Genomic DNA, 12,833 nt, shown 5'->3' on the forward strand with positions numbered 1-12,833 from the left:
ACCGGAGTCCGCGCGTCCGTTTCCCTTGTCCTCGATCAAGTTCAGGAGTCAGAACGTGTCCATCGAACAGCCGACCCCGCACGGCTACGAGCTCGAACCCGAACTGCACCAAGCCCTGCGCAGCCGACCGCCTGCCGGAACCCTGACCTGGCTCTGTGACCAGGTCGGAGCCGCCCGGGTCCTCGACGTCGAAGCACTCCCCGGCGGTACGTCCTCGGCCGTGCACAAGGTGCTGCTCAGTAGCCGCAACGGCAGCACCCTCACCGTCATCCTGCGCCGGTACGTCCTGGACTGGCTCGCCGAGGAGCCGTGGACCCCGGGCAACGAGGCCCACGTCCTCGGCCTGCTGGCCGGCAGCCCGGTCGCGGCCCCGCGCCTGCTCGCCGCCGATCTGGACGGCGCCGCCACCGGGACGCCGACCATCGTGATGTCCTGGCTGCCCGGGCGGGTCGACTGGCGCCCGCGCGACCTCGAGGGCTGGCTCCGGCGGCTGGCCGAGGCGCTCCCGGCCATCCATGCCACGCCGGTCGACGGCCGGCTGCGCAGCTTCGCTCCCTACCCGCCGGAGCAGCCCCTTCCCCCGTCCTGGTCCAGGCATCCGGAGGCGTGGGCTCGCGCGGTCGAGTTGTTCGAGGGGCCGCAGCCGGAGGTGCCGCAGGTCTTCCTGCACCGCGACTACCATCCCGGCAACGTGTTGTGGTCACAAGATCACGTCAGCGGCATCGTGGACTGGCCGAGTGCCTGCATCGGCGCCGCCGAGGCGGACGTCGCACACTGCCGGGCCAATCTCGGTCGCCAGTTCGGCATCGAGGTGGCCGATCGTTTCCTGGCGCTCTGGCAGTCGGCTTCCGGGACGGCCGACTACCACCCGTACTGGGATCTGACGGACGTGATCTCCTGGACCGGCAGCGACGACGAACCGGATCCGGCACTCGACGCGTTCGTCGGTGCCGCCGGTCGGCGACTCTGATCAAGCCGGCAGCGGGTCCAGCTGCTCCGCGTGGTGGCAGGCGCTGCGGCGATGATCATGGTCGCCCTCCGGCACCCGCAGCGCCGGCACCACCGTACGGCACTCGTCGGTGGCCAGCCAGCAACGCGGATGGAAGCGACACCCGGCCGGCGGGTCGACCGGCGACGGCGGCTCGCCGGCCAGCGCACGCCGCCGGGAGAGCTTGCCGCGTTCGGCCCTCGTCGCCGGCGGGGTCGCGGACAGCAAGGCCTGGGTGTACGGATGCCGGGGCCGCGCGTAGATCTCCTCGGTCGGCCCGAGCTCCGCCACCCGGCCGAGATACATCACCGCCACCCGGTCCGCGATGTGCCGCACGACAGCAAGATCATGAGCGATGAACAAGATCGCCACGCCCAGCCGGCGCTGCAGATCGCCGAGCAGGTTGATCACCTGGGCCTGCACCGAGACGTCCAGCGCGGACACCGGCTCGTCGCAGACCAGCACATCGGGATCGAGCGCGAGGGCCCGGGCGATCCCGATCCGCTGCCGCTGGCCGCCGGAGAACTGGTGCGGGAACCGGGCCATCATGTCCGCGTCCAGCCCGACCAGATCGAGCAGTTCGGCGACCCGGTCCCGGCGCTGGGCCGGACGGCCGGTCCGGCTGGCGGCGAGCGGCTCGGCGACCAGGTCGAGCACGGTCATCCGCGGATCCAGTGACGTGTACGGGTCCTGGAAGATCAACTGGACGCCCTGCCGGAGCAGCTTCCGGTCCCGAGCCCGGCCGGCCGTGACGTCGGTGCCCCGGTAGCGCAACGTTCCGGAATCCGGGCGTTCCAGGCCGACCAGCAGTCGGGCCAGGGTGGACTTGCCGCAGCCCGACTCGCCGACCACGCCGAGCGTCTGACCGGCGTGCAGCTCGAGGCTGACCCCGTCCACGGCCGACACCCGGGACCGGCTCAGCGCCGATCCGGTGGAAAAGCTGCGGACCAGGTCGGCCGCCGCCAGGATCACCTCAGACTCCGCCACGGACCGGCTCCTCACTGATCATGGTGCCGGTGATCAACTCCCGGCTCCGGTGACACGCGGCGACTCGGCCCGGGCTCGGCTCGGTCGGCTCCGGGCGGACCTCCACGCACACCGGCAACCGGGCCGGGCAACGGGGATGGAACGCGCAGCCGTCCGGCGTCCGGGCCGGGTTCGGAGGCGATCCGGGGATCGCGATCAGTGGTGAACCGCGGCCGGCGGCCTGGGGCATGGACCGCAGCAGAGCCTGCGTGTACGGATGCGCCGGCCGGTCCAGCACCGGGTCGGCCGCACCCGCCTCGACCACCCGCCCCGCATACATGACGGCCAGCCGGTCGGCGACCTCCAGCACGACACCGAGATCGTGGGTGATCAACAGGATGCCCATCCCGAGCTGCTCGCGGAGCCGGTCCAGCAGGTCGAGGATCTGTGCCTGGACGGTCACGTCGAGCGCCGTGGTCGGCTCGTCGGCGATCAGCACCTTCGGCTCCAGCGCGATGGCCATCGCGATCAGGATCCGCTGCCGCATGCCGCCGGAGAACTGGTGCGGGTGATCGGAAACCCGCTGCCGCGGTGCCGGGATGCCGACCAGCCCGAGCAACTCGACGGCCTTGGCGCGCGCCGCCGACCGGTTCAGTCCGCGCCGGACCCGGAACAGCTCACCGAGTTGATCACCGATGCTGAGCACCGGGTTGAGTGCCGACAGGGCGTCCTGCATGACCAGGCTGATCTCGGTGCCGCGCAGCTCCCGGCGGCCCCGTTCGTCGAGCGCGGTCAGGTCGCGCCCGGCCAGCCACAGCTCGTCGGCGGTCGCGGTCGCGGTGTCCTCGAGCAGGCCCATGATCGCGCGGGCGGTGACCGACTTGCCGGAGCCGGACTCGCCGAGCAGGGCGACCACCTCGCCGCGGCCCACGTCGAGGTCGACCTCGCGCACCACCGGCAGGTCGCCGGTGCGCGTCGCGAACCGTACGCCGAGGTTGCGCACGCGCAGCACGGGTTCGGGCGGAGAACTGTCCACGGGATTCATCATGACACGTCCATTGTTACCGATATGTATCAGCTTTGCCCGATCTGTGCCGAGATTCATCATCACGATTGACATTCGTGCCGACGATCGGTCAACCTAGCGATTGTTGTGCCGACGCTCGATGAAGGAGAGCAGACTGTGCTGGAGCCCGCGAAGCGCTACACCGGCTACACGGCGTACGACTACCTGGAGGCCGGCAAGGACTTCCGGGAGTTCCGCTACGCCAAGCAGATCAACCGAGTGCCCGAATACACGGGACTCGACCTCAACGACGCCCAGCGCGAGCGGACCCGCCGGCTGCTGGCGGACGAGAAGGTGATCTCGCTCCATGATCACGTCCAGGTGTTCCCCGAGGACATGGGGCAGCTGCGTGATCACATCCGCCAGGGCCGCGAACCCACCGGCTACGAGGGCCTGTCCCGCTCCGGCCTGACCGCCGTCTTCGACAACGGCATGGACGGCACCTGCTGCATCAGCAGCGACGCCGGCTGGAAGTACACCGACGTCCTGTTCGACCTCGGCGTCCGGATGGCCGACCTGGCCCACCAGGACTTCGTGATCAAGGGCGAGACGCTGGCCGACATCGAGTACGCGCACCAGACCGGCCGGATCGCGCACGTCTTCGCGCTCGAGGCCTCGACCATGATCGAGAACGAGGTCGACCGGCTCGACGTCCTGTACGGGTTCGGCGTCCGGCAGATGGGCATCGCCTACTCGGAGGCCAACACGCTGGGCAGCGGCCTCAAGGAACGCCGCGACGGCGGGCTGACGTACTTCGGCGAACGTGCGGTCGAGCGGATGAACAAGCTCGGCATCGCGATCGACATCTCGCACTCCGGCGACCAGACCTGTGTCGACGTGATCAAGGCGTCCAAGAAGCCGGTCTTCATCACGCACGCCGGGGCCCGGTCCGTCTGGCCGACCAACCGGATGAAGACCGACGAGACGATCGTCGAGTGCGCCAAGCGCGGCGGCGTGATCGGGCTCGAGGCGGCCCCGCACACGACCCTGTCGCCGCAGCACCCGCGGCACTCGATCGAATCGGTGATGGACCACTTCGTCTACTGCGTCGACCTGGTCGGCCTGGAGCACGTGAGCTTCGGTCCGGACACCCTGTTCGGTGATCATGTCGGCCTGCACCACGCGTTCGCCGGCAACCTGTCGATCGGTCAGGCGCACGCCGGCGTGGAGTTCGACGAGGTCGAGTACGTCGACGGTCTGGAGAACCCGGCCGAGGAGTTCTTCAACATCATCGGCTGGCTGGTCAAGCACGACTACTCGGACGACGAGATCCGGGCCGTCGTCGGTGGCAACACGCTGCGGGTTCTTGAGGAGGTATGGATCTGATGAACCCGCGTCCGCGCGCACGCGCCAACGCCCTGGGCCTGCTGGCCGGGGTGGTGATCATGATCATGGCCGCCGCCTGCGCGCCGACCGCCCCGACCGGCCCCGCCGGAGATCCGGCGGCATCGAGCAGCGGTGCCGTCGCCGATCCGACGCTGACGATCGCGACGACCACCGACGTGGTCAACTACAACCCGTTGATCGGCAACAGCCGCAGTGACTACTGGATCACCAACCTGATGTACCCGCACCTGCTCGGCATCGCCGACAACGGCAGTAAGACGGCCCATCTGGCCACCGAGTGGGGCTACGTCGACCCGACCACCGGGTTCTACGAGATCAGGGACGACTTCACCTGGAGCGACGGCACCAAGCTGACCGCCGAGGACGTCGCCTGGACCCTGAACACGGTGAAGAAGGATAAGCCTTCCGGCACCTTCTACGGCCAGCTGGCCAACTTCACCTCGGCCGAGGCGGTGTCGGCGACCAGGGTCGAACTGAAGCTGGCCAAGCCGGACACGTCGATCATCGAAGAGATCGGCTTCTGGGGCAACATCGTGCCGAAACACGTGTTCGGCAAGGCGAAGTCGGTCGCCTCGTTCGCCAACGACGGGTCCGACGGCGGCTGGGTCAGCGCCGGCCCGTACCAGCTGAAGAGCGTTCAGGTCGGCCAGAGCTACACCCTGGACCGTGTGGACGACTATCCGCTGGTCGAGGGCGGTAAGCCCGGGCCGAAGCAGGTCGTCTACCGGGTCTACCCGGACGTGAACACCGAGATCCTCGCCCTGCAGAGCGGCGAGGTGGACGTGATCGCGAACGCGCTGCCGCCGGCCCAGGTGGAGAAGCTGCGCAGCACGGCCGGGATCAAGATCGCCGAGTCCAAGGGCCTCGGCTATGCCCACCTGACGTACAACATGACGAAGCCGGATCTGGCCAAGGTCGAGGTACGGCAGGCGCTGGCGCACGCGGTCGACTACAACGCGATCCGCACCGTGGTGCTGCAGGGGCAGGCCGTCTCGACCGGGAACAGCCCGCTGATGCCGGTGCTGGCGGACTATCACGACCCGTCGATCACCGAGTACGCGTTCGACACCGCGAAGGCCCGCCAGCTGATGGAGCAGGCCGGCTACCAGCCGGGCGCGGACGGCATGTTCGAGCCGAGCTTCCGGCTGATCTACTCGCTGCAGGACAGCGTCACCTCGCAGTGGGTGACGATGATCAAGGACTCCGCGGCGAAGGCCGGGATCAAGATCGAACTGCAGGGGATGGAGCGGAACACCTACCTGGCCAAGACCGACAAGGGTGACTTCGACATCTACGCCGGCAACTTCGCGATCATGGACGACCCGGTCACCAACATGACGCTGACCTACTTGCCCGGCGGTGTGATCAACTACAGCTACGTCGACGACCCGGCCCTGAGCAAGTTGATCAACGACGCGGCGGTGACCCAGGACAAGCAGCAGAAGATCGCCCTGATGCGTCAGGCGGCCAAGATTGTCCGGGACCAGATGTACGACAACATCATGTACACGCAGAACCTCTACTTCGCCTACTCCGACGAGTGGGACGGGTTCCAGGCCAAGCCGTCCGAGCTGTTGTCGATCGTCAACCCCGAGTCGGTGGCCGGCGCCGCCAAGGTGAAGTGACCCGGTGCTGAGGTTCGTGCTGGCCCGGCTCGGGCGGGGCGTGCTCACGGTCTGGTTCGCCGTGACCGTGACGTTCCTGATGTTGCGGTTGCTGCCCGGCGACCCGGCCCTGGCCCTGGCCAGCACGAACATGACGCCGGAGACCCGGGCGGCGATCCTGGCCTCCTACGGGCTGGACCAGCCGCTGCCGATCCAGTACGGCCTCTACCTCGGCCAGTTGCTCCAGGGCAATCTCGGGATCTCTTTCACCCAACAGATCCCGGTCGCCGACGTCTTGCTGGCCCGGCTGCCGTGGACGTTGCTGCTGGCCGGCACCGCACTGGTGCTGACGGTGCTGATCGGCATCCCGCTCGGGGTGCTCGCCGCGTCCCGGCGCGGCGGGCTGCTGGACCGTGCGGTGCAGATCTTCGGCGTCACCGGCCAGTCGATCTTCGTGCCGAGCCTGGCCGTGCTGCTGCTGTTCCTGTTCGGGCTCCGGCTCGGCTGGCTGCCGATCGGCGGCGCCTACGACACCGGCGTCTACGGCGCCGAGTGGTACGGCAACGTGCTGCGCCACCTGATCCTGCCGGCCGTGTCGCTGATGTTGATCCAGCTCGGCTCGTACGTGCTCACGATGCGGTCGACGCTGATCGACGCCCTCGGTGAGGACTACGTCACGCTGGCCCGGGCCAACGGGCTGTCGCCGGCCCGGGTGCTCTGGAAGCACGCGCTGCGCAACGCCCTGCTGCCGGCGACCACGCTGATCGGCCTGCAGCTCGGCTTCCTGGTCGGCGGCGCGGTGCTGACCGAGACCGTGTTCGCCTACCCGGGGATCGGACGCGCGATCTACGAGGCGGTGACCCAGCTCGACTACGCCGTGCTGCAGGGCGCGTTCCTGCTGCTGGCCCTGACGGTCGTCGCGGCCAACATGATCACCGATCTCGTCTACGGCTTCCTGGACCCGAGGGTGAAGGTATGAGTGCCGCCGTCACGACCGCCGTGGAGAGCCCGCGGTCAGCCACCTGGCGGGCGTTCCGGCGGGAACCGCTCGGGGTCTTCGCCGGCGCCGTCCTGATCTTGCTGATCCTGGTCGCCGCCGCTGCTCCGCTGCTCGCTCCGTACCCGGCGAGCTACGGTATCGACGTGTTGCGGCCGCCCGGGGCCGGCTACTGGTTCGGCACCGACGCGCTGGGCCGGGACGTCTATGCATCGGTCGTCTGGGGCAGCCGGCAGAGCCTGCTGGTCGCCTTCGCGGCCTCGGCGATCGCGATCGTCATCGGCACCCTGCTGGCCGTGGTGGGCGCCTACTTCCGCTGGCTGGACAAGATCATCAGCGTGCTGGTCGACCTGGTGCTGTCGCTGCCGGTGCTGCCGTTGATGATCTTGACCGCGGCCCTGGTCGGGCCGAGCACCGGCACGATCATCGCCGTGGTGGCCGCGTTCTCCTGGCCGGAGGTGACCCGGATCGTCCGGTCCCAGGCGCTGACCGTGGTCGGGCTGCCGTACGTGGACGCGGCGCGGCTGATGACCACGTCGCCGGTCTGGATCATCGGGCGGCACGTGCTGCCCGCGGTGACGCCGGTGATCGTCGTGTCGGTCGTCGTGACCGCCTCCCGGGCCGTGCTGTCCGCGGCGGGCCTGGCCTTCCTCGGCCTCGGCGACCCGAACACCTGGTCCTGGGGCCGGATCCTCTACGAGGCCCAGCAGTCCGGCGCGATGTCCAGCTCCTGGTGGCTCACCCTGTTCCCGTCGGCGGCGATCCTGCTGCTGGTGCTCTCGGCCACCTGCCTCTCGATCGCGTACAACGACGCCCGCAACCCGCGCTCCCGGAAGCGGTGAGGAGTGATCATGAACGCGACGACCACCGAGCCGACCCGACCGACGATCCCTGAGCCTGTCGAAGGGCGGGCCGGCTTCGCCCAGCGACTGGCCCCGGAGTTCTTCGACCGCGTACAGGGACGGGTGATCGATCGGCTGACCGCGGACGGCCTGGCGGCGATCCTCACCGACGACCCGGAGGATGTCGCCTACCTGACCGGCTTCTTCCATCATCCGTGCGAGCGGCCGGTCGCGGTCTGGTTGCAGGCCGACGGCCGGTGCGCGCTGCTGCTGCCGGAGCTGGAACGCGAGCATGCCGAGGCTCAGCGGGCGCGGGCCGAGTTCGCGGTCTTCGACGAGTTCCCCGGCATCCGCCCGCCGTTCGCCGCGCTGGCCGACCTGGTCGGTCCGCTGCCGGCGGCGACCAGGATCGGCTTCGGTACGGCGATCAGTCACGCCCGGCTGGCCGCGGCCCAGCAGGCCCTCGGCGTGGCCGACTGGCAGCCCAGTTCGCTGATCACGGAGGCCCGGTACCGCAAGTTCGACGAGGAGATCGCGCTGCACGCCGAGGCGGCCCGGATCACCGACCTGATGATCACCGGCGGCGTCGCCCTGATCACGGAGGCGATCGGCTCCGGTGCCGAGTTGCCGAGCGAGGCGGAGCTGGCCGCGCACATCACCAAGATCGGCACCGCCACCATGTACGCCGAACACAGCGATGTCGTCGTGGTGCCGATGCTGGCCGGCGGCCTGGTCTACGCGGGTGCCAACAGCGCGTACCCGCACGGTTTGCCCAGCGGCTATCGGCTCCGGCCCGGTGACACGTTCATGCTCTCGCTCGGATGCGCGGTCGGCGGCCGTTACGTCGAGGGCGAGCGGACCTTCGTGCTCGGCGTACCCACCGATGATCAACGCCGTTACCACGGCACGATCGAACGGGCGCAACGGATCGGCGGCGAGGCGATCCGGCCCGGCGCCGAATGCCGGCAGACCAACCGGATCTGCCTCGACGCGATCCGTGACGCCGGCCTGGGCGAGTTCCTCCGGCATCGGCAGGGTCACGGGATCGGCCTCGGCATGCACGAACCGCCGTGGCTCGAGGACGGCGACCCGACCGTGCTCGCACCGGGCATGATCGTCTCCAACGAACCGGGGATCTACCTGCCCGGGCACGCCGGCTACCGGATCAGCGACAGCATGCTGGTCACGGCCGACGGGTCCCGCCCGCTGACCGCCTTCCCCAGGGACCTCGAGTCCTGCACCGTTCCCGTCTGACCGCAAGGAGTTGCCCGTGTCCGGAACCGACACCACCGCCGAGTTTGCCCGCGCCGAGGGCGACGCCGAGCTGATCATGATCAACGGCAACCGGCTCGCCGTCGAGGTGCTCGGTCCCGAGGACGCGCCGGTGATCATCACCCATCACGGCGCGCCCGGGCTCGGCTCCCGGGCGGAACCGAAGGCCAGCTTCGGCCGGCTCGCGGACTCGTACCGGGTGGTCGTCTTCGACGCCCGCGGCTCCGGCCAGAGCGAGGGCCACGGCACGTTCAGCCACGAGCAGTGGGCCGCGGACCTCGACGCGCTGCGGGAGTGGATCGGAGCCGAGCGGATCTGCATGGCCGGCGGCTCGTACGGCGGGTTCATGGCCATGGAATACGCGATCCGCTACCCGGACCGGGTGGCCGCGCTGGTGCTCCGCGACACCGCCGCCGACAACTCACACTCGGAACTGGCCCGGCGCAACGCCCTCGCCTCCGACCGGGTCACCGTGGACATGGCCAAGTTCGACCGGATCGACGCGGGCCAGGTCGCCGACGACGATGATCTTCGGGACTGCTGGCGGGAGATCCTTCCGCTGTACGACTTCAACTACGACCCGGCGTCGGTGGAGCGCAAGGTCGCCGCGACGCCGTATCGCTACCAGGCGCACAACTACGCCTTCTCGACCAACCTCCCGAACTACGATCTGAAGCCGCAGTTGCCCGGCGTGACCGCGCCGACGTTGATCACGGTCGGCCGCACCGACTGGATCACCCCCGTATCCTGCAGCGAGACCATCGCCGGCCTGATCCCCGACTCGCGGCTGGTGATCTTCGAACGGTCGGGGCACTCGCCACAGATCGAGGAGGCTTCAGCATGGACGACGACGGTGCGGGACTTCCTGGCCGAGGTCTATCCGGGGATCTCCACGTCTACGACGCGCTGACCGCACCCGTGGATCTTCGTGTCATCGACGATCTCACCGAGCTCGACCGGCGGATCATCGTTGCCCTGCAGCAGAACGGGCGGGCCAGCTGGACCTCGATCGCGGAGATCATCGGCTCCTCGGTGGCCACCGTGACCCGGCGCGGCCAGCAGTTGATCGCCGACGGTGTCGTCAAGATCACCGTGCTGCCGACGCCGAGCAGCTTCGGCCAGGTCGACATGTTCGTGGTGCGGATCAACTGCACGCCCGGCACCCAGCTCGAGGTCGCCCGCGCGCTGGTCTCCCGGCCGGACGTCCGATTCCTGTCCCTGGTCACCGGCAAGTACGACATCGTCGCCGAGATCATGGTCCGCGGCGGCGCCTCGCACTACCCGGACCTGATCTCGCCGCTGCAGTCGATCGACGGCATCGAGCGGTGGCGCAGTGATCTGCTGCTGCACGTCTACAAGGTCGGCCACGACTGGAGCCGGCAGCTGCTCACGGAGCGGCTGGCCTCGGAGCCCGACGAGGCACCGGCCAGTACGCCGGCCGAGTGCGCGCCGGACCATTTCGACGACGTGGACTGGCAGATCCTGGCCGCGTTGAAGCAGGACGGCCGGACCACCTTCAAGGCGATCGGCGCCGAGCTGGGGATGAACGAGAGCAGCGTCCGCCGCCGGTTCGAGCGGATGCGGCAGAACCGCTGCGTGGACGTGATCACGCTGGTGCCCGCGGCTGCCCTGGGGATGGGCGCGGAGACCTTGATCATCGTCAAGGTGCGGCCGGGCTACCTGGACGGTGTCGTGGACGGACTCGTACCGCATTCGTCGGTGCGCTACCTGGCCGCGACGCTGGACCAGAACTCCTTGTTCTGCGAGGTGATCGCGGACAGTAACGAGGAGCTCTACCGGTTCATCACCGAGACGTTGTCCCACCTCGAGGGAGTCGACGGCTGGGAGGCCAGCATGGAACTGCTCAACCCGAAACGCGGCTTCGTCGAGACGCCGTGGTGGCGGACCCAGGTCCGGGCCCGCGACCTGCCGGGTTGATCAGCGGATCTTGGCTCCGTACACATGCTGCACGTCGAGGACCAGCAGCACCCGGCGGTCGGAGACCATCACGGAGCGGTACTCGTCCCAGTCCGGATGCTCGCCACCCGCCTTGCGGTAGTAGTCGACCAGCGCCTCGACCTCGGGGCCGGCCGGGTCGGTGCCCGGGCCGATCAGCGTCGCCCGGCCCTCGGCGGTGGCCCAGGAGCCGCCATCGGCGCTGGTCACCTCCAGAGCGGCCCGCGGATCCCGGCGCAGGTTCGCCGTCTTGGCCCGGCCCTCGGTGATCGAGACCAGGATCGTCTCGTTCTCCCTGTCGTAGAAGGGCGTCACCGGCGACAGCTGCGGCAGGCCGTTGGCCTTGATCGTCGCCAGGACACCGAGGCTGCTCGCCGCGAGCAGGTCGCGAGGCTCGAAATCGGTCACGTCAGGCTGCAAGCCCGCTCCGCCGCCGGTTATTCCCGCGCCGCACCCGGCTGGACCACCCCACGACGTTCTTCTCCTCCGCTGCGCTCCCCCGAACAACGTCGCGGGGGCCCCGGTTGGTTAGGCTGGCCGGCATGCGCGTCCTGATCATCGGTTCCGGCGGGCGCGAGCACGCGCTCGCCCTCGCGATCGCAGCAGACCCGGCGGTGGACGAGGTCCACGTCGCCCCCGGCAACCCGGGGATCGCCGAGATCGCGACCCTGCATCCGGTCGATCAGCTGGACGGCGCCGCGGTCGCCGCACTGGCCGGCCGGCTGGCGGCCGACCTGGTCGTGGTGGGGCCCGAGGCGCCACTGGTGGCCGGTGTCGCCGACGCGGTACGGGAGGCCGGCATCGCCGTCTTCGGGCCGTCCGGTGCGGCCGCCCGGATCGAGGGCAGCAAGGCCTTCGCGAAGGAGATCATGGCCGCGGCCGGCGTGCCGACCGCGCAGTCGCGCAACTGCACCACCCAGGCCGAGATCGAGGCCGCGCTGGACGAGTTCGGGCCGACCTATGTGGTCAAGGACGACGGGCTGGCCGCGGGCAAGGGCGTCGTCGTCACCGATGATCGCGGGCTCGCGCTCGAGCACGCGCTGCGCTGCGCGCCGGTGGTGATCGAGGAGTTCCTGGACGGGCCCGAGGTGAGCCTGTTCGCGATCTGCGACGGCACCGAGGTGAGGCCGCTGCGGCCGGCGCAGGACTTCAAGCGGGCGTACGACGACGACGCGGGTCCCAACACCGGCGGGATGGGCGCCTACACGCCACTGCCGTGGGCGCCCGATGATCTTGTCGCCGAGGTGCTGGCGACCGTGCTGCAACCGACCGTGGACGAACTGCGCCGGCGCGGCACCCCGTTCGTGGGGCTGCTCTACGCCGGCCTGGCACTGACCGCTCGCGGCACCCGGGTGGTCGAGTTCAACGCCCGGTTCGGCGACCCGGAGACCCAGGCCCTGCTGCCCCTGCTGCGGACACCACTGGCCACCCTGCTGGCCGCCGCTGCCGCCGGCGAGCTGGCCGGTCAACCGGAGCTGGAGTGGGCCGACGGCGCCGCCGTGACGGTGGTGCTGGCCAGCCAGGGCTACCCGGAGGCGCCGCGCAGCCTCGATCCGTTGTCGATTCCCGAGCTGCCGGACGGCGTGCACGCCGTCCACGCCGGGACCGCGCTCGATGATCAAGGTCGACTGGTCAGCTCCGGCGGCCGGGTGCTCGCGGTGGTCGGCACCGGTGTCGATCTCGGTGCCGCACGGGAGCTGGCGTACCGGGGGATCGAGCGGATCGGGCTGGACGGGTCCTTCTATCGACGTGACATCGGTGCAGCGGCTGCCGCCGCCACGGTTGGGAGTTGATC

At 69.6% G+C, this 12,833-nt stretch carries 12 protein-coding genes; 9 read left to right on the top strand and 3 right to left on the bottom strand.

What is annotated here, in order from left to right:
- Positions 1 to 55: 55 nt before the first annotated feature.
- On the top strand, positions 56 to 970 hold the full coding sequence (locus AC6CCG_RS31815; RefSeq protein ID WP_496658868.1) for a phosphotransferase family protein: 915 nt from the start codon (positions 56 to 58) through the stop codon (positions 968 to 970).
- Here the strand turns inward: AC6CCG_RS31815 and AC6CCG_RS31820 are convergent, their stop codons facing one another.
- Both AC6CCG_RS31820 and AC6CCG_RS31825 read right to left on the bottom strand, forming a co-directional pair.
- Complete coding sequence (locus AC6CCG_RS31820; RefSeq protein WP_496658870.1) at positions 971 to 1,975, bottom strand: ABC transporter ATP-binding protein; 1,005 nt, start codon at positions 1,973 to 1,975, stop codon at positions 971 to 973.
- The gene (locus AC6CCG_RS31825) at positions 1,962 to 2,999 is read right to left on the bottom strand and encodes an ABC transporter ATP-binding protein (protein ID WP_496658957.1); all 1,038 of its coding nucleotides are present in this window, start codon (positions 2,997 to 2,999) and stop codon (positions 1,962 to 1,964) included. Before AC6CCG_RS31825 ends, AC6CCG_RS31820 begins: the two co-directional genes overlap by 14 nt.
- Positions 3,000 to 3,137: 138 nt before the next feature.
- Here AC6CCG_RS31825 and AC6CCG_RS31830 point away from each other — a divergent pair, with 138 nt between their 5' ends.
- Genes AC6CCG_RS31830 through AC6CCG_RS31860 form a run of 7 tightly spaced genes read left to right on the top strand, consistent with a single transcriptional unit; the run spans position 3,138 to position 11,020 of the window.
- Complete coding sequence (locus AC6CCG_RS31830) at positions 3,138 to 4,346, top strand: dipeptidase (RefSeq protein WP_496658871.1); 1,209 nt, start codon at positions 3,138 to 3,140, stop codon at positions 4,344 to 4,346.
- On the top strand, positions 4,346 to 5,992 hold the full coding sequence (locus tag AC6CCG_RS31835; RefSeq protein WP_496658873.1) for an ABC transporter substrate-binding protein: 1,647 nt from the start codon (positions 4,346 to 4,348) through the stop codon (positions 5,990 to 5,992). The genes AC6CCG_RS31830 and AC6CCG_RS31835 overlap by 1 nt, the downstream gene beginning before the upstream one ends.
- 4 nt (positions 5,993 to 5,996) lie before the next feature.
- Complete coding sequence (locus AC6CCG_RS31840) at positions 5,997 to 6,950, top strand: ABC transporter permease (RefSeq protein ID WP_496658874.1); 954 nt, start codon at positions 5,997 to 5,999, stop codon at positions 6,948 to 6,950.
- On the top strand, positions 6,947 to 7,810 hold the full coding sequence (locus AC6CCG_RS31845) for an ABC transporter permease (RefSeq protein ID WP_496658875.1): 864 nt from the start codon (positions 6,947 to 6,949) through the stop codon (positions 7,808 to 7,810). The genes AC6CCG_RS31840 and AC6CCG_RS31845 overlap by 4 nt, the downstream gene beginning before the upstream one ends.
- A gap of 9 nt (positions 7,811 to 7,819) precedes the next feature.
- Positions 7,820 to 9,064 carry a M24 family metallopeptidase gene (locus AC6CCG_RS31850; protein ID WP_496658876.1) on the top strand — a complete coding sequence of 415 codons (1,245 nt, stop codon included), beginning with the start codon at positions 7,820 to 7,822 and terminating at the stop codon, positions 9,062 to 9,064.
- Between the two features lie 16 nt (positions 9,065 to 9,080).
- Complete coding sequence (locus AC6CCG_RS31855) at positions 9,081 to 9,992, top strand: alpha/beta fold hydrolase (protein WP_496658877.1); 912 nt, start codon at positions 9,081 to 9,083, stop codon at positions 9,990 to 9,992.
- On the top strand, positions 9,923 to 11,020 hold the full coding sequence (locus tag AC6CCG_RS31860; protein ID WP_496658878.1) for an Lrp/AsnC family transcriptional regulator: 1,098 nt from the start codon (positions 9,923 to 9,925) through the stop codon (positions 11,018 to 11,020). Before AC6CCG_RS31855 ends, AC6CCG_RS31860 begins: the two co-directional genes overlap by 70 nt.
- On the opposite strand, the gene AC6CCG_RS31865 is transcribed toward AC6CCG_RS31860, so the two are convergent.
- Positions 11,021 to 11,446, bottom strand: coding sequence for a PPOX class F420-dependent oxidoreductase (locus tag AC6CCG_RS31865; protein WP_496658879.1), 426 nt, complete (start codon positions 11,444 to 11,446; stop codon positions 11,021 to 11,023).
- Between the two features lie 134 nt (positions 11,447 to 11,580).
- On the opposite strand from AC6CCG_RS31865, the gene purD reads away from it, so the two are divergent.
- Positions 11,581 to 12,831, top strand: coding sequence for a phosphoribosylamine--glycine ligase (gene purD, locus AC6CCG_RS31870; RefSeq protein WP_496658880.1), 1,251 nt, complete (start codon positions 11,581 to 11,583; stop codon positions 12,829 to 12,831).
- Positions 12,832 to 12,833: the final 2 nt, after the last annotated feature.

The organism is Microlunatus sp. YIM B11417 (assembly GCF_059617205.1).

Bases quoted from the DNA above. Each gene is read 5' to 3' on its own strand.
- AC6CCG_RS31835 (WP_496658873.1), top strand. From the start codon at position 4,346: ATGAACCCGCGTCCGCGCGCACGCGCCAACGCCCTGGGCCTGCTGGCC.
- AC6CCG_RS31860 (WP_496658878.1), top strand. From the start codon at position 9,923: ATGGACGACGACGGTGCGGGACTTCCTGGCCGAGGTCTATCCGGGGAT.
- AC6CCG_RS31825 (WP_496658957.1), bottom strand. From the start codon at position 2,999: ATGAATCCCGTGGACAGTTCTCCGCCCGAACCCGTGCTGCGCGTGCGC.
- AC6CCG_RS31845 (WP_496658875.1), top strand. From the start codon at position 6,947: ATGAGTGCCGCCGTCACGACCGCCGTGGAGAGCCCGCGGTCAGCCACC.
- purD (WP_496658880.1), top strand. From the start codon at position 11,581: ATGCGCGTCCTGATCATCGGTTCCGGCGGGCGCGAGCACGCGCTCGCC.
- AC6CCG_RS31850 (WP_496658876.1), top strand. From the start codon at position 7,820: ATGAACGCGACGACCACCGAGCCGACCCGACCGACGATCCCTGAGCCT.